Annotated in this window: 18 protein-coding genes; 10 read left to right on the forward strand and 8 right to left on the reverse strand. The window is 66.8% G+C overall.

Annotation, left to right across the window (positions count from 1 at the left end):
• The first annotated feature begins 39 nt into the window (after positions 1 to 39).
• On the forward strand, positions 40 to 819 hold the full coding sequence (locus ACWEO2_RS39465; protein ID WP_452410038.1) for a 2OG-Fe(II) oxygenase family protein: 780 nt from the start codon (positions 40 to 42) through the stop codon (positions 817 to 819).
• Positions 803 to 1,579: an SDR family NAD(P)-dependent oxidoreductase gene (locus tag ACWEO2_RS39470; protein ID WP_452410039.1), complete on the forward strand. Its 777-nt coding sequence runs from the start codon at positions 803 to 805 to the stop codon at positions 1,577 to 1,579. Before ACWEO2_RS39465 ends, ACWEO2_RS39470 begins: the two co-directional genes overlap by 17 nt.
• Position 1,580: 1 nt before the next feature.
• On the opposite strand, the gene ACWEO2_RS39475 is transcribed toward ACWEO2_RS39470, so the two are convergent.
• Positions 1,581 to 2,429: an SDR family NAD(P)-dependent oxidoreductase gene (locus ACWEO2_RS39475; RefSeq protein WP_452410040.1), complete on the reverse strand. Its 849-nt coding sequence runs from the start codon at positions 2,427 to 2,429 to the stop codon at positions 1,581 to 1,583.
• A 205-nt stretch (positions 2,430 to 2,634) separates the two neighbouring features.
• Here ACWEO2_RS39475 and ACWEO2_RS39480 point away from each other — a divergent pair, with 205 nt between their 5' ends.
• A complete protein-coding gene (locus ACWEO2_RS39480) occupies positions 2,635 to 5,007 on the forward strand; it encodes a lysylphosphatidylglycerol synthase transmembrane domain-containing protein (RefSeq protein WP_452410041.1) in 2,373 nt (790 codons plus the stop codon).
• On the opposite strand, the gene ACWEO2_RS39485 is transcribed toward ACWEO2_RS39480, so the two are convergent.
• Positions 5,004 to 5,714 (reverse strand): methyltransferase domain-containing protein, encoded by a 711-nt coding sequence (locus ACWEO2_RS39485; protein ID WP_452410042.1) that lies wholly within the window; start codon positions 5,712 to 5,714, stop codon positions 5,004 to 5,006. The genes ACWEO2_RS39480 and ACWEO2_RS39485 overlap by 4 nt on opposite strands.
• 104 nt (positions 5,715 to 5,818) lie before the next feature.
• Here ACWEO2_RS39485 and ACWEO2_RS39490 point away from each other — a divergent pair, with 104 nt between their 5' ends.
• Positions 5,819 to 6,463 (forward strand): TetR/AcrR family transcriptional regulator, encoded by a 645-nt coding sequence (locus ACWEO2_RS39490; protein WP_452410043.1) that lies wholly within the window; start codon positions 5,819 to 5,821, stop codon positions 6,461 to 6,463.
• Positions 6,464 to 6,536: 73 nt separating this feature from the next.
• Here the strand turns inward: ACWEO2_RS39490 and ACWEO2_RS39495 are convergent, their stop codons facing one another.
• Both ACWEO2_RS39495 and fadD5 read right to left on the reverse strand, forming a co-directional pair.
• Positions 6,537 to 7,142: a cysteine hydrolase gene (locus tag ACWEO2_RS39495; protein ID WP_452410044.1), complete on the reverse strand. Its 606-nt coding sequence runs from the start codon at positions 7,140 to 7,142 to the stop codon at positions 6,537 to 6,539.
• A 47-nt stretch (positions 7,143 to 7,189) separates the two neighbouring features.
• Positions 7,190 to 8,761, reverse strand: coding sequence for a fatty-acid--CoA ligase FadD5 (gene fadD5, locus ACWEO2_RS39500; protein ID WP_452410045.1), 1,572 nt, complete (start codon positions 8,759 to 8,761; stop codon positions 7,190 to 7,192).
• 339 nt (positions 8,762 to 9,100) lie between these two features.
• On the opposite strand from fadD5, the gene ACWEO2_RS39505 reads away from it, so the two are divergent.
• Positions 9,101 to 10,075: an NAD(P)H-dependent flavin oxidoreductase gene (locus tag ACWEO2_RS39505; RefSeq protein ID WP_452410046.1), complete on the forward strand. Its 975-nt coding sequence runs from the start codon at positions 9,101 to 9,103 to the stop codon at positions 10,073 to 10,075.
• 48 nt (positions 10,076 to 10,123) lie between these two features.
• On the opposite strand, the gene ACWEO2_RS39510 is transcribed toward ACWEO2_RS39505, so the two are convergent.
• The gene (locus ACWEO2_RS39510; protein WP_452410047.1) at positions 10,124 to 11,077 is read right to left on the reverse strand and encodes an MBL fold metallo-hydrolase; all 954 of its coding nucleotides are present in this window, start codon (positions 11,075 to 11,077) and stop codon (positions 10,124 to 10,126) included.
• Between the two features lie 191 nt (positions 11,078 to 11,268).
• Between ACWEO2_RS39510 and ACWEO2_RS39515 the strand changes: the two genes are divergently transcribed.
• The 5 genes from ACWEO2_RS39515 to ACWEO2_RS39535 are packed head-to-tail and all read left to right on the forward strand — an operon-like array spanning position 11,269 to position 19,655.
• On the forward strand, positions 11,269 to 11,538 hold the full coding sequence (locus ACWEO2_RS39515; RefSeq protein ID WP_355177219.1) for an acyl carrier protein: 270 nt from the start codon (positions 11,269 to 11,271) through the stop codon (positions 11,536 to 11,538).
• Complete coding sequence (locus ACWEO2_RS39520; RefSeq protein WP_452410048.1) at positions 11,535 to 17,915, forward strand: SDR family NAD(P)-dependent oxidoreductase; 6,381 nt, start codon at positions 11,535 to 11,537, stop codon at positions 17,913 to 17,915. The genes ACWEO2_RS39515 and ACWEO2_RS39520 overlap by 4 nt, the downstream gene beginning before the upstream one ends.
• A gap of 52 nt (positions 17,916 to 17,967) precedes the next feature.
• Complete coding sequence (locus ACWEO2_RS39525) at positions 17,968 to 18,282, forward strand: hypothetical protein (RefSeq protein WP_452410049.1); 315 nt, start codon at positions 17,968 to 17,970, stop codon at positions 18,280 to 18,282.
• A 30-nt stretch (positions 18,283 to 18,312) separates the two neighbouring features.
• Positions 18,313 to 18,522: a hypothetical protein gene (locus tag ACWEO2_RS39530; protein ID WP_452410050.1), complete on the forward strand. Its 210-nt coding sequence runs from the start codon at positions 18,313 to 18,315 to the stop codon at positions 18,520 to 18,522.
• Positions 18,519 to 19,655: a cation:proton antiporter gene (locus ACWEO2_RS39535; protein ID WP_452410051.1), complete on the forward strand. Its 1,137-nt coding sequence runs from the start codon at positions 18,519 to 18,521 to the stop codon at positions 19,653 to 19,655. The genes ACWEO2_RS39530 and ACWEO2_RS39535 overlap by 4 nt, the downstream gene beginning before the upstream one ends.
• Before the next feature lie 102 nt (positions 19,656 to 19,757).
• Here the strand turns inward: ACWEO2_RS39535 and ACWEO2_RS39540 are convergent, their stop codons facing one another.
• From ACWEO2_RS39540 to ACWEO2_RS39550, 3 genes are all read right to left on the reverse strand, one after another.
• Positions 19,758 to 20,165, reverse strand: coding sequence for an RNA-binding S4 domain-containing protein (locus ACWEO2_RS39540; protein WP_355177224.1), 408 nt, complete (start codon positions 20,163 to 20,165; stop codon positions 19,758 to 19,760).
• Positions 20,166 to 20,167: 2 nt separating this feature from the next.
• Positions 20,168 to 20,773: a C40 family peptidase gene (locus ACWEO2_RS39545; protein ID WP_452410052.1), complete on the reverse strand. Its 606-nt coding sequence runs from the start codon at positions 20,771 to 20,773 to the stop codon at positions 20,168 to 20,170.
• Between the two features lie 456 nt (positions 20,774 to 21,229).
• Positions 21,230 to 21,499 carry a hypothetical protein gene (locus tag ACWEO2_RS39550; RefSeq protein ID WP_452410053.1) on the reverse strand — a complete coding sequence of 90 codons (270 nt, stop codon included), beginning with the start codon at positions 21,497 to 21,499 and terminating at the stop codon, positions 21,230 to 21,232.
• Between the last annotated feature and the right edge of the window lie 74 nt (positions 21,500 to 21,573).

A 21,573-nucleotide genomic window follows, 5' to 3' on the forward strand; every position in this document is an offset into this window, starting at 1 on the left:
CCGTTAGGATCGCGATGGTCGTTCGGGAGGGATTTGACGTTGACCGGGGTAGCTGAGTCCGCGGTGCCGCAGTGGTTCGCCGAGCTGTTCGCGCATCGGCGCTGGATTCGCCGGATGGAGCCGTTTCCGCATATCTATGCCAGGGATGTGTTCGTGCCGGAGTTCTACCGGCGGCTGGCCGAGGAGTTGGTGCGGGTGCGCCGGGAGCAGCCGGAGGCATTCGGTTCGGTGGCGGCCGATTACGGTGCGGTCGGGGCCCAGTTGGCCGGACTGCGGGACGGGCCGTTGGCGCTGTTCCTGTCCCGGGAATGGCACGATCTGATCGCCCGCGTCGCCGGCGTGGCGACAACCGGTGATGTCGAGGGATCGGTGCACCATCATCCGCCGGGCAGCCCGCGGGGGTGGCCGCACAATGATCTGAATCCGGCCTGGTTCAAGGGTCCGGCGCCCGGTCCCGACCAGGTCACGACGGTGGATCCGGAGGTGGATCTGAAGTCCGGCGCGCGGTCGCCGGAGGTCTTCGCGCGGGAGACGGTCCGCGCGGTGGCGATGCTGTTCTACTTCGGCAATCCGGACTGGCAACCCGGCGACGGCGGCGAGACCGCGCTGTTCGACCAGCTCGGTGCGAATCCGGTTCCCGCACTGACAATTCCGCCGATGGACAATTCGCTGCTGCTGTTCGAATGCACACCGCGTTCGTGGCATACCTTCGTCGGCGGCAATGCCGCGCCGCGCAATAGCGTGGTGATGTGGCTGCACCGGCCGAAGGAAGATGTGGTGCGGCGTTGGGGAGGAGACAGCATTGCGCAGTGGCACTGAACGCCGGGTATGTCTGCTGACCGGAGCCGGTGGCGGACTCGGTGACATCTTCTGCCGCGGTCTGTACACCGATTACGACATCATCGCGGTGTGCCGCAATCGCACCCCTGCGGCACCGTCGCAGCTGGAGTGGTTCGTCGACCCCCTGGCGCCGGAAATGCCGGTGCCGGAGAACGGTTCGCGAATCTTCGTGATCAAGGCGGATCTGACCGAGGAGGGTGCGATCGAGCGCGTCGTCGATCTCGCACTCGCCCGGTTCGGTCACGTCGATCTGCTGGTCAACAATGCCGCGTACAGCCGCTTTCAACCGCTCGGCATCGTCGACGGCGATGCGACACTCGACGAATTCGAACCGCATTTCGCGGTCAATGTCGGTGTGCCGCTGCGGTTATCGGCCCGACTGGCACAGCGTTGCTGGGTGCATGCCGTGGATGAGAATCGGGCACACAATCGCAATATCGTGAATGTCTCCAGCATTGCGGGCTCGCGGGTGTACCCCGGCGGACAGGCGCTCTACGCGGCGTCCAAGGCGGCGCTCAACCAGCTGACCCGGCATATCGCGGCCGAATTCGAGGAGTTCGGGGTGCGGGCGAATGCGATCGCGCCCGACAGCTTTCCCGCGGTGGTACCCACCGAGCAGGTGGTGCGGGCGATCGTCGAACTCGACCGCGGCGATATGACGGGCGAGGTCTTCAGCGTCGGTGTCGAAGCCGAGGATGCGGCCGGTGGGCGTCACGCACTCGGTGCGGACGCCCGTTGACCTACCTCGCCGAACTCGTCACGCCGGTGATCTCCTCGGACATCACCCAGAGCCGTTGCGCGAGATCCGGATCCACCGCCTGCCTGTTCCGCGGCTGCTCCAGCTTGAACCGGTGGAAGTACTTGCCGTTGATGTCGTCCTGCGTTGTCGCCAAGTGCACCAGCGGATCCGCGCCCTTATCGGGCCGGATGAAGAAGGGCCGCGACAGCGGGGAGCGAATGAACGCGCCGAGGCCGAGCGGCGCATTGTCATAGACGTGGGTGGCGACCGCGCCGGGATGGAAGGCGGCGGTGACCAGCCCGGTGCCCTCGGTGCGGCGGGCCAGCTCCCTGGTGAAGACGATATTCGCGAGCTTGGAGGTGCTGTAGGCGGCCAACTGGTTGAACGAACCGGTCGAGGCGTTGACGGTATCGAGATCCAGCTTCGCCATCCGGTAGGTCGTGCTCGCGGTATTGACGACCCGGGCCCGCGACTGCACCAACCGCTCCAGCAGCAGGCTGGTCAGCAGGAACGGCGAGAGGTGGTTGACCTGGAAGGTCAGCTCATTGCCGTCATCGGTGACGGTGCGTTTCGCCCACGCGCCGCCCGCGTTATTGGCCAGCACATCGATGCGCGGATAGCGGTCCAGGAGTTGATCGGCGAGCTTGCGGACGTCGTCGAAGCGGGCGAAATCGGCGATGAACGATTCCGCGCCGACCCGCGCGGCCACCTCGGCGGTGCGCTCCGGTGCGCGCCCGACCACCGCGACCGTCGCCCCGCGCGCCACCAGCTTCGCCGCCGCCTCCGCGCCGATGCCCGAGCTGGCGCCGGTCACCACCACCGTCTTGTCCGATAGATCTTGTGCTGCCATCTGCTACCTCCTGCGCCATAGCCTGAACCGTCCTGATCCTCATCGGATCGGCGGCATTCGGCAAGGCTGTCTACTGGCCGGTAGGTCGGCGAAAACGGCGCGGTGTGTATCGTCCCCGCAGACCCTAAACCGTCGGCCCGCAACGGTACGTTTATCGACACCCCGACGACCGGCCACAGACGCGGAGAAGCGAAGGACCCACTAGATGCGAGTCGATGGGCGGGACATCCCGGTCACGGGGAGCCTGCTACAACCGCTGAGGCGGCGGACCAGTGACATCATCCGCGTGGTGCTCGCGGCCCTGTGGGTCGGCGTTGTGGTGGCCGCCTCGCTGATCACCCGGCCGGAATGGCTGGCGCTGGAACGGTCGGTCTCGAATATCGTCGGCTTCCTCAATCCGGACCAGTCCAATCTGGTGTATCTGGTCTACGGCATGGCGATTCTGGCGCTGCCGTTCGCGATTCTCCTCGAGTTGATCATCAGCAGGCAGTGGAAGCTGCTCGCGGGCTATGCCGCGGCCGGATTGGTCGCCGGTCTGCTGCTATCGATCACCGGCACGGGATTGTCCGCGCCGCAATGGCATATGCAGGTGCCGGACCGGCTCGATACCTTCCTATCGCAATTCCTCGACGATCCGCGCTGGATCGCGATGCTGGCGGCGGTGCTCACCGTCTCCAGTCCCTGGCTGCCCACCCGGCCGCGGCGTTGGCTGTGGTTCCTGCTGCTGGCCTTCGCGCCGATCCATCTGGTGGTCAGCACGGTGGTGCCGGCGCGGGCCATGTTCGGCCTCGCGGTCGGCTGGTTGGTCGGCGCGGTCATCGTGCTGGTGGTCGGCACACCGGCGCTGGAGGTGCCGCTGGAGGCGGCAGTGCGGGTGCTGGCCGGGCGCGGACATACCGTTACCGCATTCACCGTGGTGCATCCGGCCGGGCGCGGTCCACTGGTGCTCGCCGCCGCCATCGACGGTCCGGAGCGCGAATTGACCGTCGAGATGTACGGCAAGAACCAGCGCAGCTTCGGCGCGCTGCGCCAGCTGTGGCGCTGGCTCACCTTCCGCACCAGCGAAACGGCGGCGATGCACGGTTCCCTGCATCGCGCCGTCGAACATCGCGCGCTGATGGCCGTCGCAGCCGGTGAACTGGGTCTGGCCGCCACCGAGCAGGTCGCCGTCGCGGCGCTGGAACGCGGCTGGATGCTGTACGCGCACACCATGCCCCGGGGTACACCGCTCGACGAGCACTCCGACGAGGTGCTCACCGGCGTCTGGAAATCGCTGGCCGAGCTGCACTGCGGCCAGATCTCGCACGGTGATCTGCGGCCGGTCGAGATCCGAATCGAAAACGGCGACACCCTGTTCGGCGGCTTCGTCAACGCGGAGTTCGGCGCTTCGAATAAGCAACGCCAATCCGATGTCGCACAGCTGTTGGTGTCGACCTCGGCGGTCTTCGGCAAGGAAGCCGCGGTGCGCACCGCCATCGAAACCCTCGGCGAGCAGACCGTGCTGACCGCGGCGAGCCGACTCACCAAGTCCGCCATGCCCACCGGGATCAAGAAGTCGATTCCGGACTGGGCCGATGTGGTCGCCTCGGCCCGCGACGAGGTGCGCAAGCAGACCGGTCAGGACAAGATCGAGGCCGAGCAGATCACCCGGTTCAGCCGCAACCAGATCATCCAGCTGGTGCTGCTGATCGGACTCGTCTACGTCGCGTATCCGTTCATCAGCGCGGTGCCGACCTTCTTCTCCCAGCTGCGCACCGCCAACTGGTGGTGGGCGCTGCTCGGCTTGGCGGTTTCGGCGCTGACGTATGTCGGTGCGGCGGCGGCACTGTGGGCCTGTGCGTCACGGCTGGTCAGCTTCCGCAATCTGGTGATCATGCAGATCGCCAATACCTTTGCCGCCACGACGACCCCGGCCGGGGTCGGCGGGCTGGCCTTGAGCGTGCGCTTCCTGCAGAAGGCCGGACTCGGCGCGGTGCGGGCCACGGCCGCCGTCGCATTGCAGCAGTCGGTACAGGTGATCACCCACATCAGCCTGTTGATCCTGTTCAGCGTGGCGGCGGGCACCTCGGCGGACCTTTCGCATTTCGTCCCCGACGCCACGGTGCTCTATCTGGCGGCCGGTGTGGGTGTCGGCATTATCGGCGCCTTTATGTTCGTGCCGAAACTGCGTCGCTGGCTGAACGTTTCGGTGCGCCCACAGTTGCGGGAGGTACTGGGCGAACTCAGAGATCTGGCCCGGGATCCGAAGCGCTTCCTGGTGATCGTGCTCGGTTGTGGCGCCATCACACTCGGCTTGGCGCTGGCGCTGTGGGCCAGCGTTGAGGCATTCGGTGGGGGCGCATCGTTCATCACCGTCACCATCGTCACCATGATCGGCGGCACCCTGGCCGCGGCCGCGCCGACACCTGGCGGCGTCGGCGCCGTCGAGGCGGCGCTGATCGGTGGTCTGGCCGCTTTCGGTCTGCCGGCGACCATCGCGGTGCCTTCGGTGCTGCTCTACCGCGTGCTCACCTGCTGGCTGCCGGTGTTCTGCGGCTGGTTCACCATGCGCTGGTTGACCGCGAAGGGCATGATCTAGGCGTTCTTGGTCGCCACCAGGACACCGGTCGTCGGCGCGATCGCGGTGAAATCGACCGTCCCGAATCCGGCTTCCCGCAACGCTTCCCGATAGCGGCGGATATCGATGGCTGCTAGCGGATCCGCCTGGTGTCCGGCCGCATGCGGGTCGTCGGTGCGCCGTGCCGCGAATCGGGACATGAGCCGGACCATCGCGGGCAGCACCAGTCCGGTCGGATGGGTATCGGCGAGCAGCAGTCTGCCGCCAGGGCGGAGTACGCGGAACATCTGCGCCAGGGCCGCGGCACGCTTGGCCTCCGGAATGTGATGCATGACGAAGGTCGAGGTCACCACATCGACCGAGGCGTCGGGCAGATTCAGCGACTGCGCCGTGCCCACCTCGAATCGGCAGTTGGACCGGGCCGCGGTGCGGGCGGTCGCATAGTCGATCATCTCCGCCGACGGGTCGATGCCGAGCACGTGGCCGGACGGACCGACTCGCTGCGCCAGGGCTCGAACGAGTTGACCCGGGCCGCAACCGATATCGACGGCCCGCTCGCCGGCGGCGGCACCGGTCAGCTCGACAAGTCGAGCGTTCAGTGCGCCGACCCGGCCGAGCAGGAAGGCCGATTTCACCACGAGATAGCCACGCGGTTTGGTGATCAGGATGCCGATCTCGGATTTCGGGTCAGCATGTGCGGCAGTGGACTGTTGTCTGTTTCCGGTCATGTGTTCATAATCGGACTCGATACCCGGAACGACCAGAAGCAAAAAGCGAGATATGTTCTGTTCGGAACGGATTCGCACCATCTGTACGGGAACGTGAGGACGAGATGACCGGCAGCACCGATCGCCGGGTTCGGCGCACCAAGAGCCTGCTCCATCGGGCCTTGATCGAGCTCATGATCGAATGCGGCTACGACCGGATCACCCTGCAGGACATCCTGAATCGCGCCGATGTCGGACGCTCCACGTTCTACGCGCACTTCCGCGACAAGGACGATCTGCTGCTGGTGAGCAGTACCGAGTACCTGCGCGCGGCGGTCGCGGATGCCGGGTCGGCGGCATACGACCCGCAGGTCCCGCATGGTTCGACACCGCTCGCGCCGCTGTACACGCTATTCCGCCTGGCCTCGGCGAATCCCGAGGTCTACCGGGCGCTATTGGGGCGAAGGGCGACCGGTGTGCTGTTGCGCTCGACCCGGCGGATGGTGGAAGAGATTCTCACCGAACAGCTCGCGGGTCGACTGGATATGGACGACGACGAATTCGCCGTGACGGTGACCTTCCTGTCCTGGGGCGTCGTCGGCCTGCTCGGCTCGATCGCGGACGCCGATCCACCGCTGCCCGCCGCCGAGACCTACCAGCGGCTCACGGATCTGGTCGGCCCCGGCCTCGAACGCCGGGTCCGGCGACCGGCCGACCCGTCAGCCACGGAAGGCCGTCTTCCCACGGGCGGCAAGGCGGCCTTCGGCTGAACGAATCAGTTGGCACACGGGCCGATAACTAGACCGATCGCCGTCTCGGTCGCGGGCCCATCCCGGAACCGGGTCAGTGCGAACCGATCAGATCCAGTACCTGGTCGGCGGTGCGGCAACCGGCGGTGGTCAATTCGAGATTCGCCAGCGATCCGGTGTGCGTTTCGGGGTTCGCCGCGGCGACGCAGTCCGAGACCGGATGCACGGTGAAGCCGAGATCGGTTGCGTGCCTGGCGGTTTGCTCGACCACCAGATTGGTCGCGACACCGGTCAGGAACAGCGTGTCGATGCCCTGCTCCTCGAGCCATTCGGGCAGCGGACAGCCCGCCAACCCGGACAGCTTCTGATTGTCGAAGACCGCGGTCGGCTGCTCGGCCATCTCCGGGATGAGTTGTGTGCCCGGCGACTCCGGCCGAAAGTCGGTCTGCGCCGCCGCCACCGAACGCATGAATCCGGTGTTGCGTACCAGCCCACCCTCGCCGACGGGAATGGTGAAGCGCAGGAATGCCACCGGCAGCCCGCGTTCGGCCGCTGCCGCGTGCAAACGCACCGCGCGCGGCACCACCCCGCTCGCCGCGACCGGCGCGGCCAGCATCGGTCCGAAGAATCCCTCGGGCCGAATCACATTCACCTGCCAGTGCAGGGCGAGGACCGCGGCGCGAATACGTGGTATCGCCATGGGGCGATCTTGACGCACCGCGTCGCCACTGTCCACGATTTCCGCACTCAGGACGAATAGTCCCTGCGCAGCTGCACTTTCACGACCTTGCCGCTGGCATTGCGCGGCAGTTCGGGCACGATCACCAGATCCTTGGGGTGCTTATAGCGCGCCAGATTCTCGTTGAGGAACGGTGTCAGCTCGTCGAGGGTGAGCTCGGCATCCGGATCGACCAGGGCGACAACGGCAACCGGCACCTCGCCCCACTTCTCGTGCGCCCGGCCCACCACGGCGGCCTCGCGGATCTTCGGATGTGCGAAGAGCGCATTCTCCACTTCGGCGCAGTAGATGTTCTCACCGCCGGAGATGATCATGTCCTTCTTGCGGTCCACCACCCAGAGGAAGCCCTCCTCATCCGCGCGGACCAGGTCACCGGAGTGGAACCAGCCACCGGCGAAGGCTTCGGCGGTCGCCTCCGGCTTATTCCAATAGCCCTGCATGAGAGTCGGTCCGCGGTAGACGATTTCGCCGATCGCACCGGGGGCGACATCGTTCATCTCATCGTCGACGACGCGGGCCTGGATGGTCGGGATGGGCTTGCCGACCGAGCCGAGCTTGCGGATCGCGTCCTTGCCCTCCAGCACACAGGTGATGGGCGACATCTCGGTCTGACCGAAGACCGCGACATTGACCGCGTCCGGGAAGCAGTCGGCCATGGCGCGCAGCACGGTATCGGAGGCGGGGGCGGCACCCCAGCTGAGCATCTTCAGCGCGAGCTTGCGCTGTTTGACCGTCGGCTCCTCGCAGATCATCTGCCACTGCGCGGGCACACAGAACGCGGCGGTCGCCTGCTCGCGCTCGACGGCGTCGAGGAATTCGGTGGGATCGAATGCACCGAGCGGATGCAGGACGGTCTTGGCGCCGAGCAGGAAGTACGGTGCGAGGCTGCCGAGTCCGGCGATGTGGAACAGCGGCGAGGTGCAGAAGCCGATCGCATCGGGTCCCAGATCCATGGCCCGAATACAGGTCAGCGCCTGGGCATTCATATTCGCGTGCGAAAGCACCGCACCCTTCGGGCTGCCGGTGGTGCCCGAGGTGTACATGATCAGTGCGGGGGTGTCCTCGGGGATATCGAGCGGCGCATGCGGTGTGCCGCCCTCGGCCAGCACATCGTCGTAGCCGAATACGCCGTCGGCGCTCTGGCCGCCGATCACGATGCAGGTCGCCAATTCGGGCGCCTGCCCCTGAACGGCCGTGGCCAGCGGCTGCAGCATGGTGTCGGTGACGATCGCCCTGGCGCCGGAGTCGCTGACGATATAGGCGACCTCGGGCGGGGTGAGCCGGAAGTTCACCGGGACCGCGATGGCGCCGAGTGCGTTGATGCCGAAGACGGCCTCGAGGTACTCGGGATAGTTCAGCGCCAGGAGCAGCACTCGATCACCGAAGCCGATGCCGCGCCGGGCGAGTGCATCGGCGAACTTCAGCGAACGCTCGTGCAACTGTTGCCAGGTGGTGTCCACACCACGGAACCGCACGGCGACCGCGTCCGGACGCATCTGCGCATGCGACGCGATCTGGTTGTTCCAGTGGTTGCGCCGCGACCGCAGCGGCTCGTCGAGCGCCTGTGCACCGGTGGTCATGCCACGAACTCCTCTCGGACCGCCGAACGTGCGCCGGTCTATCCGACGGTGCCGACGGGCTGAACTGTCAGCAGAATAACAACTAACTTAATCCGTGAGCAAGATATCAAGATAGGAATCGGCGTTAATTGCCTCAGCGTGTGGTCCGAGCGTCAAAAATGCCTTCTAACTGCACATTCTTCTACTATCACAGCCGCTACCCGGACTGTCAGATTCCGTCTATGCGGGATGATGATGCGAATCCCGGCTTACTTACAAGTTGAACAACGAGCGATTCCCGTGTCACCATCACTGCGTAAGGGCGGACTGGCGCGCCCCGCGACGCAGAGGAGAAGCGCAGTGCTTCGTACCAGGTTCACCGAGATGTTCGGCGTCGAACACCCGATCGTGCAGGGCGGCATGATGCATGTCGGCCGGGCCGGACTCGTCGCGGCCGTTGCCAATGCGGGCGGCCTCGGCTTCATCACCGCGCTGACCCAGCCCACCCCCGATGACCTGCGCGAGGAGATCGCGCGCACCAGGGAGCTGACCGATAAGCCGTTCGGCGTCAATGTCACGATCCTGCCGTCGATCAACCCGCCGCCGTATGCCGAATACGTGCAGGCGATCATCGACAGCGGCGTCAAGATCGTGGAAACCGCGGGCAGCAATCCGGAGCCATTCCTGCCGTACTACCGGGCGGCCGGAATCAAGGTGCTGCACAAGTGCACCAGCGTGCGGCATGCGTTGAAGGCGCAGAAGATCGGCGTGGACGGCGTCAGCATCGATGGCTTCGAATGCGCGGGACATCCGGGCGAGGACGATATTCCCGGCCTGATCCTGATTCCGGCCGCCGCGCGGGTCCTCGATATTCCGATGATCGCCTCGGGCGGTATCGCCGATGCCCGCGGTCTGGTCGCCGCACTCGCCCTCGGTGCCGACGGCGTCAATATGGGCACGCGCTTCCTGTGCACTCAGGAGTCGGCGATCGATCAGAAGGTCAAGGAGCAGATCGTCGCCAACTCCGAACTCGACACCCAGCTGATCTTCCGGACCATGCGCAATACCGCGCGCGTCGCGGATAACGAGATCAGCCGCAAGGTCGTCGAAATCGAAAAGGCCGGTGGCACTTTCGAGGATGTGCGGGATCTGGTCGCGGGTGCGCGCGGGCGCCGCGTCTTTGATGAGGGCGATCTCGACGCGGGCATCTGGTCCGCGGGCCTGGCCCAGGGCTTGATCCACGACATTCCGTCCTGCGCGGAACTCATCGACCGGATGGTGTCCGAGGCGGCGGAACTGATCACCGCCCGGCTCGCCGAAACGGTCATCGCCTAGCGGCTATTCAGCCGTCGCAGTCCATCGAGGGGTGACCGCGACCATCGGCTAACGCGCCGCCAGCGCTTCGACCGCCGCGTAGTCATGGGCCGCGACGATGTCGATGCCGTCGGGCAGTGCGTGCAGCCGGTGGATCGTGGTGAATGTGGCATCCCGGTCGGCGTCGAACAGCAGACCGGGCATGGGGGCCTTCTCGCGGATCAGCTCCACCTGCATCCGGTGCCATACCGCATCGCCCGCGAGCAGCACCCGGGTGCCGTCGTCCACCGCGAGCAGTACGCCGATGCTGCCCGGGGTATGTCCGGCGAGGTCGACGAGCAGCACCGAACCGTCGCCGAACAGATCGAGGCTGCGCGGGAAGGTGAGCACCGGCGGACCGTCGAGTTCGAAGGTGTCGAAGGTGCGCCCGCGCAGCGGCCCCGGGGCAACGCCCATCGGTGCATGCGGACCGTCGAGCGCCCATGCGCGTTCGGCGGCGGGCAGTCGGATGGTCACCGCATCCGGCAGTTCCAGCAGACCGGAGATGTGATCCCAGTGCAGGTGGGTCGGGAGCACGAAATCGATGGCCTCGACGGCGATATCGCGGGCGGCGAGTGCATCGGACAGGCCGAGTACCGGCTTATCCGGGGCGACCAGCAGCGGAATCGGAAATGGCAGCTCCGGCACGACGCGAGCGTGCACATCCGAGCACAGGGCGGGGTCGACCAGGAATCGCGCCTTCGGATGCTCGATCAGATACGCGGCCATGGTCAGCGGCAGTTCACGCAGGCTGCGCACCCCCTCCGCGACGATCGTGGTCGGCACGGCCATGCGGGCCTGCATCAGTACGGTGAGTCCGACGGTTGCCTTGGTCTGCGGCAGCGGCACCGGATCGAGTCCGGCCAGCAGTGCGGCATCTGGGCGACGCGGGCGCAGCAACCGTCCCGGGGTGGCCGCCAGTGCGGCGCAGCAGCGCAGCACGGTGGGCAGGGTCGGCGTCCGCTCGGTTCCTGATTCGGGCACGGTGTCACCGTAAGCGATCACCGCGATCGGCGAAAGAACCAGGCAGCCAGGGCGATTCCGGACAAATCCGGACACTTCACCCGCCTGTCCTGGTCGACGGAGAGGTCTTGCTCGCGTCGATTTCTACGGCATAATCGCAGGGGGTACGGCGCGGGGGCACCCAGCCCTCGGGGCAAGGGGTAGGAGGACGGATGGGGCTTGGTCTTCCGCGCGGGCACAGTGTTGTCCCGCGGCGCGCGGCGCTACTGACCGCTGCTGTCACCGCCGTCGCCGACCTACTGGATGTCGACGCCGCCACGGTGTCCACCAGCGCGCCGTTCAGCGATCTCGGCCTCAGCTCACTGCAGCTGGCCCGGCTGACGGCACATCTGGAAGATGCCATGGGCGTCGAGGTTTCGCTTACCGCCCTATACGACCACCCGGATATCGAGCAGCTTGTCGAGCATCTCGCGATGCGATGACTACCCCGCCCACAGATCAGAAAGGCCAGCCCGCTTCCATCCAGCCCTATCCGCCGGTATCGATCGTGGGAATCGGCTGCCGGGTGCCCGGCGCGGCCGGGGTGACCGAATTCTGGCGCATGCTGCTGGCGGGCCGGGATGCCACCGGCGCACCACCGCCCGGGCGGCTCGGCATGCGCCGCGCCGGATACCTCCCGGATATCGACGCGTTCGATAACGACTGGTTCGCCATCTCCGGCCGGGAGGCCGCGCTGATGGATCCGCAGCAGCGGCTGGCACTCGAGGTCGCGGTCGAGGCCATCGACGATGCCGGAATCGGCTACCGCACCAGGGGTTCCGGGGCCGCGGTGGTATTCGGCGCCTGCGCCTTCGATCACGGCATCGCGGTGCTCGGCCGGGGCGGGCACGATGCGCCGTACGCGGTGACCGGTTCGGCGCTCAGCATTATCGCCAACCGGCTCTCCTATGTCCTCGACCTGCACGGACCGAGTCTGGTGGTGGACAGCGCGTGCTCGTCCTCGCTGGCGGCGGTGGATCTCGCGATGCGTCTGCTCGCCGATGACGCGGTGCCCTTCGCGGTCGTCGGCGGGGTGCAGCTCACGCTGTTGCCGCATACCTCCGAGTACCTGGCCGACAGTGGATTCCTCGCGCCGGACGGGCGCAGTAAACCATTCGACGCCGCGGCGGACGGGTATTCCCGCAGTGACGGCTGCACCGTGGTGGTGCTGCGGCGCACCGCCGATGCGTTGCGGGACGGGCAGCGGGTGTACGCGGAAATCCTCGGCGCGGCGGTCGGGTCGGACGGGCGATCCAATGGTCTGTACGCGCCGAATGGTCGCGCCCAGCAGGACACCCTTCGGACCGCATGGGCCAGGGCCGGACTCGAACCGCGCGATAGCGGATACATCGAATGCCACGGCACCGGAACGCCTTTGGGTGATGCGGTGGAGGTCGGCGCACTCGCGGCCGTGGTCGGGGACGGCGCCGAGCCGACCTGGATCGGCTCGATCAAATCCAATATCGGCCATCTGGAGGCGGCGGCCGGTGTCACCGGAATGGTCAAGGCGGCGCTGTCCATCCGGCACGGTGTGATCGCCCCGACCATCAATTTCCACACCGAGAATCCGCTGTTGCGGCTTGTCGAGCAGGGTCTGCGGGTGCCGACCGAGCCGATCGACTGGACCGCGACGCCGGTGGGCGCGCGATCCGCCGGGGTCAGCTCATTCGGATTCGGTGGGACGAATGCGCATGTGGTGTTGCGCGGGATCGAACCCGAGCGGTATCGGGGTTATGAACCGCCCGTGCTGATTCCGGTTACCGGCCGCGATATCGCGGAACTGCGGACGCGGGCACAGCAGTGGGCCGAGTTGCTCGATGGCGCCGACGCGCACCTTGGCGCGGACTCCGATGCCAGCGCTATTGACACAGTGCAGGGCGATACCGACATCCTTCGACAATTCGCCGCTGCCACATCGCGATTGATACCCGAACTCGCCCGCGCCGCGATTCTCGCCCACGATCGCGGCGACGCGGCGACTCAGTTGCGCGCACTCGCGGACGGCGCCTCCGGTGCGGGAGTGATCGGCACGAGTTCGGTGCGGCGACGGGGTGGGCTGCTGTTCCTGTTCTCCGGGCAGGGCGGTCAGCACGCCAGAATGGGACGGGCGCTGGCGGCTCGTTATCCGGTGTTCGCCAAGGCGCTGACCGACGCCGCGGATGCGATTGTCGCGGCGGGCGGAGCACGGGTGTGGACGCCGCGCAATGGATTCGCGCTCGGCGGTGTGGCCGCGGGCAGTGGCACCGGCGCCACGGAACTCGTGCAACCGGCGATCTTCGCATTTCAGGTGGCACTGGCCGAACTGCTCGGCGCATGGGGTATCGAGGCGGATGCGGTGGTCGGGCACAGTCTCGGTGAGGTCGCCGGTGCGGCCGTGAGTGGTGCGTTATCGCTTGCGGACGCGGCGCGAGTCGCGGTGCAGCGCAGCCGGATTCTGGCGCGGCTCGATGGACACGGCGCCATGGCGCTGCTGGAGGCGACACCGGATGAGGCGGCGCGGCTGGTGGAGCCGCTGCATGCGACCGTCGCGATCGCGGCGATCAATGGCCCGCGTTCGGTGGTGATCTCCGGTGCGCCGCGCTATATCGACGCGCTGATCCGGCGCGCCGGGCGGCGAAAGATGTTCGCGAAGCGCATCGCCGTCGACTTCGCCGCACACAGTCCACAGGTCGGCGCGCTACTTCCGGAATTCGTCGACGCGCTCGCCGCACTCACCGCGCGGGCGCCATCCGTGCCGGTCTACTCCACGGCGCGCCCGGGCGAAACCATCACCACGGCCGCGATGGATGCCGATTACTGGGCCGAAAATGCCTCGGGGACCGTTGAACTGGCTGCGGCACTGGAACTAGCCGCGCAGGACGGTTTCACATCGGTACTGGAAATCGCCCCACATCCCGTGCTGATACCCGCGATTCGGGAATACCCCGATTTCGCCGATGCGGCCCATGCGGTCACCAACCGCGACGACGAGGCCGCAGCCTTCCTGACCTGCCTCGCCGAACTCTACCTCGAAGGCCGACAGGTGAACTGGGCCGCGAGCGGACCATTCACGGCGGCGCCGCCACAGCGACAGTGGGTCAAACGCCAGTTCCCGCTGGTCACCACACTCGATGCCAGGGCTGCTGGATACCGAGGCACCGCAATCGGTCCCGGCATCAACGGGGGCGCCGGTACCGACCAGAGCACCGCTAGCGGATCCGGTATCAACGGCGGCACAACCTCCAGCCGCGATATCGACGACGGCATCACTTCCGGTCCCAGTGTCAACAGCGGCACGACTGCGGGCGCTGGTTCCAACCACACGACCGCTAACGGATCCGGTATCGACGGCACAACCTTCAGCCGCCGTGTCGACTACGGCACTACCTCCGGTCCGAGTATCAACAGCGGCACCACTTCGGGTGCTGGTTCCAACCACAGCAACGCAAACGGCCCTGGTGTCAGCGGCACAACCTTCAGCCGCCGTGTCGACTACGGCACTACCTCCGGTCCGAGTATCAACAGCGGCACCACTTCGGGTGCTGGTTCCAACCACAGCAACGCAAACGGCCCTGGTGTCAGCGGCACGACATTCAGCCGCAGCATCAACGACGGAACCACCTCCAACGCCGATACCAACCACAGCACCACAAACAGCCCTGGTATCAGCGACACGACATTCAGCCGCAGCACCAACGACGGAACCACCTCCAGCGCCGGATCCAACCACAGCACCGCTAACGACCCCGGTGTCTACGACGGCATCACTTCCGGTCCCAGTGTCAACAGCGGCACCACTGCGAGCGCTGGTTCCAACCACAGCACCACAAACAGCCCTGGTATCAGCGGCACGACATTCGGGCACGACACCAACAGCGGATCCACTTCCAGCGCCGATACCAACCACAGCACCGCAAACAACCCCAGCGTCAACAGCGGCACGACATTCGGCCGCAGTACCAACGACGGCACCACTTCCAGCGCCGGATCCAACCAAAGCACCACAAACAGCCCTCGTGTATACGACGGCATCGCTTCGGCCACTGGTGTCGACGACGGCACCACCGCTGGCCCGCGGATCAACGGCAGCACCACCGCAGGTCCCACCGTCAGGCACGGCATTGCTACAGATATCGACCATCGCACCGTCGGCGACTCGGGTACCGCCGGTCTCCGTGTCGCAGACCAGCGAGCTGCCAGCGGTGTGAGCGCATCCGACGTGGTCCTCGCCGAATCCGAGTTCCCTGCCGACGATCTCGACGATCATGTGGTGCAGGGTGTACCGACGGTCCCGGCGGTCTTCTGGCTGCGCAGGTTGCTCGAGCTGGCTCGAACCGGGCATATATCGACCGCCATCGCTGATTTCATGGTGCACGAGCGAACCGAGCTGGCGGCGCTGTCGGCGGTCACCTACCGGAACACCGGTGGTGGAAAGCTACAGGCGGAGGTCACAGGTGCCGGGACGCTGGCTTCGGCACGGCTGGCCGGTGACCCCACACCCGGGGATATCGTCGCATGGATGCGGGTGGTCGACGCAAATCGAGCCGCGCGCAGAAGGATGCGGGTGCTCGCGCCCGCCGATTTCTACGACGCATTGCGCGCACATCACCTCGAATACGGTCCCGGCTTCCGTCCGCTGCGCGGAATCGAGACCGGTCCCAATTGTGCGGTGGGCTCGTTCGCCGCCGCACCCCACGACGGCGCATCACCGCACCGCTCGGCGATCCTGGACGGCTGCCTGCACCTGCTCGTCGCCGCGGGCCACGACCAGCTGCCCGACAATGCCGTCGCACTGCCGATCGGCATCGAATCCGCCTGGCTTTCCGCCGAACCGGAGCTGGTGCTGCTGGAAGCCCACGCGTTCGTTCGTGATCGATCGCCCCATGGACTGACCGGCGACATTATCGGCACCGATCAGCACGGGGTTCCGGTGCTCGCGCTGTCGGGTGTGCAGATCCGTTTCGCGACCCTGCCGCTGCGGCCCGAATCCACCACACACGTCGGCCCTTTCCGCCGCGAAGCGTGGATACCGTTCGAGATCCACGATTCGTCCGATGGCAACGGTGACCGAGTCCAGCGCCACCCTGAACCGCAGCACGCCCTGGTGATCGGCGAATCCCCGCTCGCCGTCCGGCTGGCCAGGGCGCTCGACCGCACACTGCCCACCGAACGGGTCGCCCGCGAACCGGATGCCGCCGGGCCGATCGTCTCCGCCGTCCTCGCCGCCCGCACCGGCTCCGCCCGCACCGCGGTGGTCGTGGTCTGGCCCGCCGGATTCGGCGCTCCCCCCGAATCCGACCGTGACGGACACACGCACAGCATCGTGACCACCACCGCGCGCATACTCGATCTGCTGCAACGCGTCCAATCCGAAGACGCCACCGCATCTGTGACGATCGTGCTCCCGCACGACGGTTCCGACCACCGGATCGATGACCACACAGCATCGTCGGCAATCCGCCAGCTCGGGCCGACATCGCCGGACTTTCGGCGGGCTTCCCGCCCGAAAACCGCGACCGCTCCGCCCGCTTCCCCGTCTGCAGCGCGGCGTCCGACACCATCCTCGCCGGGCACCGTGCCGATGGCCGTGGCCGGACTGGTTCGCTCGATGCAGCTCGAATCCGGCCGCGAGGTGCGGCTGCTGTGGACCGATGCGGCGGAAACCTCAGTGCCCCGCCTATGCGACCTCATCGTCCACGCGGCCACGGCGGCAGCCACCGCGCCTGCGCTTCCCGATGAACTCCGCATCACCGGCGGTGCCGTCGCCGCACGCCGTTTCGTACCCGCCCGCCCCCGGTCGGCCACCCCGATATCCATCGACCCCAATGGCACCTACGTGGTCACCGGTGGTCTGGGTGCGCTCGGTTCGGTCGTGGTGCGCTGGCTGCTCGATGCCGGTGCCCATGACGTGGTGGTGCTCACCCGCGCGCCCCGCCCGGTGCCCGCACTCTTGGACGGACTCGAGGATCGAATCGTCGTGATGCGCTGCGACGCCGCCGACCGCAGCGATCTCGCCAACGCCCTCGATGATGTCCGGGAATGCGGATCCACCATCCGTGGCGTCATCCACGCCGCGGGGGCACTCGAGGATGCCGCCTTCGAGGCCGTCACCGCAGGTCAGCTCGCCCGGATGTGCGCGCCGAAACTGATTGCCGCTGGCCACCTCATCGAACTCACCGCCACCGATCCGACCGACTTCGTCCTGCTGTTCTCCTCGGCCACCGGCACATTCGGCGCGCCGGGTCAGGCCGCGTACGCCAGTGCCAATGCCGCGATGGACGCACTCGCCCGCGCATATCCGGGTCGGCGCGTGCTGAGCATCGGCTGGGGAATCTGGGATTCGGGACTCGCCGCGGCCGCGGGTGGCGCGGCACATTTGCGACGCGCTGGAATCTCGGCATTCGATATCCCACGCGGCACCGAATTGTTCGCTCAGACAATGCACTACGACGAGCCGTACCTGCTCGCGGTCGATTACGTACCGACGACGGATTCGACTCCGGTCGCCATCCGCCTGCGCAACCTGCTGACCGATCAGCCGACGACACCGGCATCGACGAATCCAGCACCCCCGCAACACTATCCGGTCGAATCGCTCACCACGACCATCCGCACCGTGCTGGCCGCCACCCTCGATCTGACCTCCGAACATCTCGATCCCGAAGCCGATTTCAATGAATTGGGCCTGAGTTCTCTGCTCGGCATACAGATGCGCCGCCACCTCGAATCCCGCCTCAATATCCGGATCTCCACCGCAGAACTGTTCCAACACCCCACCATCACCGCGCTCGGTGCCGCACTGGCCGAACGTATTGCCGCGAAATCCGCTGAACTGCCGTGACTTCGCCGCACACCACACCGCCCCGCAACGCACTGGCCGCCCGAATCGCCGAATGGGCATGGACAAAGCGGGGCATGTGACCGCATTCGGACACGATGACGGTCGCCGCGAGGATCTGGTGGTGGTCGCCGAACTCGTCGAGCCGGCGGCCGAATCAACGGAGGTGGCCGCATTGGCCCGCCGGATCCGCAATGCCATCGCGACCGCACACGAGGTGACTCCCGGCGACATCGTCCTGGTGCAGCCGGGCCGGATCCCCAAGACCACCAGCGGCAAACTGCGCCGCGGCGAATGCCGGACACTCTACGGCGCTGGCCACCTGACCCGGCCCGAGCACTGCGGAAACACCCCGCCGATGTCCCCCTGATCGGGTGCGTCGAGCGCGATGATGGGCGCCATGTCGACCGAAATCCTCCCCGTGACATGGAAAGACCAGCCCGATGAGCACGACTATCCGGCGGCCGCCGACTATCTGGAACTGCTCGCCGAACCGGATATCGTCGATGCGGTTGTCGCGGATCTGCGCACCGCCCCGATCGTGCACAAGAAGGCCAAGGACATCCTGCGAGCGGCCGGACTCGAGCTGGTCGCCGCCATGCCGCGATGACCTTTTCCACCCTCGCCCTGGTCATCACGCTCGGACTGTGCGGCCCGCTGCTCGCACTGCGGCAGGCCTGGCATATACCGGTGATCCTCGGCGAACTGTCCGCTGGCATCGTCTTCGGCACCACCGGATTCGGCATTCTGCACGCCACCGACCCCCTGTTCGCCTTCCTCGCCGATATGGGTTTCGCGCTCGTCATGTTCGTGGCGGGCAGCCATGTTCCGGTGCGTGATCCGGCCGTCCGTTCCGCACTGGGCAGGGGCGCGATCCGGGCGGTGCTGGTCGGATTGCTCGCCACCGCGGCCGGTTTCGGCATTGCCCGCTGGTTCGAGACCGGACACGGCGCGGTCTACGCGGTGCTGATGGCGTCCTCATCGGCGGCACTGGTGCTGCCCATTGTCGATTCGCTCGGTCTGCAGGGTAATCCCGTGCTGGCCTTGACCGCCCAGGTCGCAATCGCCGATACCGCCTGCGTGGTGGCGCTGCCGCTGGTGATCGATCCCAGCAACGCGGGGCGCGCGGCACTCGGCGCCATCGCGGTCGCGGCAGCCGCCACCGTGCTGTTCGTGGTGCTGCGGCAGCTGGAACTATCGGGTACGCGGCGGCGGGTGCATCGGTTGTCCGAGGATCGCGGGTTCGCATTGGAACTGCGGGTCAGCCTCGCGGTGCTGTTCGCCTTGTGCGCGTTGGCAACCCGAACCCATGTGTCGATCATGCTCGCCGGATTCGCCGCCGGACTGGCGGTCGCCGGGGTCGGCGAGCCGCGCCGGGTCGCCCGCCAACTCTTTGCCATCAGCGACGGCTTTCTCGGTCCGCTGTTCTTCGTCTGGCTAGGTGCCCGGCTCAACCTGCGCGAGTTCGGCGACCACCCCCGGCTCATCGTGCTCGGTCTGACTCTCGGCATCGGTGCGGTTCTCGCGCACCTCACGACCCGCATCGCAGGACAGCCGATCGCATTCGGCACCTTGGCCGCGGCGCAGGTCGGCGTCCCGGTCGCCGCCGTCACAGTGGGCTCGCAACTGCACGTCCTGGTGCCGGGCGAGGCATCGGCCATGATGCTCGGCGCACTGTGCACCATCGCCGCGGCGGCGCTCGCGGCCAGCCGAATCGCGGCCGCGACCACCCGCGCAAAGTAACGCCGCAACCATCAGCTCGCCCAGGAGACAACCGATTTCGCGAACCTGGATATCAGCCTGTGGATCAGGCCGCGGCGGCACCAACGAAGACTCGGATGAGGCTCAACCCTCGGTGCGGCCCAGCAGACGATCGGTCTCGCGGCGCTCCCGTTTGGTCGGCCGACCCGATCCACGATCGCGGCGCGGCACGACCGCCAGAATCTCCCGGGACGGCGGCGGCGGACTGCGATCGATCAAGCACTGTGCGGCGATCGGCGGGCCGACGCGCTTGACGACGATGCGCTCCACAATGACGATCCGCTCGATACCGCCGACGCGAATCCGCACCTCATCACCCGGGCGAACATGCTGGGCCGGTTTGGCCGCAACGCCGTTCACCCGGACATGTCCGCCGCGACAGGCCTCCGCGGCGGCGGACCTGGTCTTGAAAAGACGCACCGCCCACGTCCACGAGTCCACACGGGCCTGTGTCGGGGCGGTGTTCTTGGTAGTCGGTTGGGCGGGTGCCACCCTTAGACCATACGGCGTGCCGTCACAACCATGTCGGGGCGCAGCGGGGTGTAGGACACCGGCTGGCCGGACTGGACCGCATTGAGCAGCTTGCCGTCGCCTGCGTACAGGCCGACGTGGCCGCCACCGTTGGTCACGACAATGTCGCCGGGCTGCAGGTTCTCGAAGGCCACCGGCGCACCGACGTGCGACTGTTCGAAGCTGGTACGCGGCAGTTCGATTCCGGCCTGACGGTAGGCCCACTGGACCAGACCCGAGCAGTCGAAGCTGAACGGACCCGACGCACCCCAGGAGTACTGGGCGCCGACCTTGGACTTGGCGGCGTCCAGCGCGACATCGCTGGCGGTGTTCTGGTGGAACATCTGCGGCATCCCCGGGGTGAAGAAGCCGGGGACGTTCGGCACGCCGGCCTCCGGGGCGGTCTGCGGCGCGGGCGCGGCGGGCATCGAGGCGAGCGCCTGCGTGAGCTGCTGCCCCAGATCCTGGGCCTGCTGTTCGAATTCCTGCGGAACCGGGACGTCGAAATCACCGACACCGGGGATGTTGATGGTGGCTGCCATCGCGGGGATCGCGGGCATCGCACCGGTAGATGCGGCCACTGCTCCCATGACGAGCGCACCCTTGACTGAATTCGGGAGCCGCGATTCCCGCTGCAAGCTGTGTTTACCCACCGAGCCGTATCTCCGATCTTTCTGCTCTCCCGCCGACCGGGTCAGCTGTCGGTTCGGACCGGCAGATCGGCCCCAACTCCCAGTTGAATCTCTGGGTCCCGGTACGACGGCCGGGATCATTGGTCCCGACAGCCGTTTTGGCGGTGACTCAGTGGCGCCGCTCCTCTGACGAACCGACAGACTCCACTAAGTCACGAAGAGATTACGACCCGGACGCGATGTTGTCCAGCGCACAGCGCAGGTTGTTCTCGGATGATCGAAAAACCCCAGGACGAGCGGCCGGAGTCGGAAAACTTCCGGATGGTCACAACTCGGTATCGGCGGCGCGACGCGAGTTATCGAATCGGGAGCGCCGACCGGATCCGACACCGCGCCCACGGGATTCGGCGCCGACTACTCCTCGGCCCCGCCGCCCCGCTGCGCCAGCGCACGCTCGAGTTCATCGATGCGGCGCCGCGCATCGGCCAAGCCGACCTCGAGCTGACCCAGTGCCATCACCAGCGGCCCGACCGCGAGATCGGCGACGAGTTGCGGATCGTCATAACCACGCTCGATCGCGACCAGAATGTTGGAGCGGATACGTCCGGCCACGGTGGCCCCGACCGGAACGTTCCACGATTCGACCACTTCAGCGGTGGTCGCGGGAGTGGATTCCTCGGACATGCCCCTCCGTTCCATCCGGTACTGGACGGTATACCGAACCGCAACCAGCGTAGAGACTTTCGTGGCGATAGCAA

The sequence above is a fragment of the Nocardia sp. NPDC004278 genome (genome assembly GCF_053602975.1).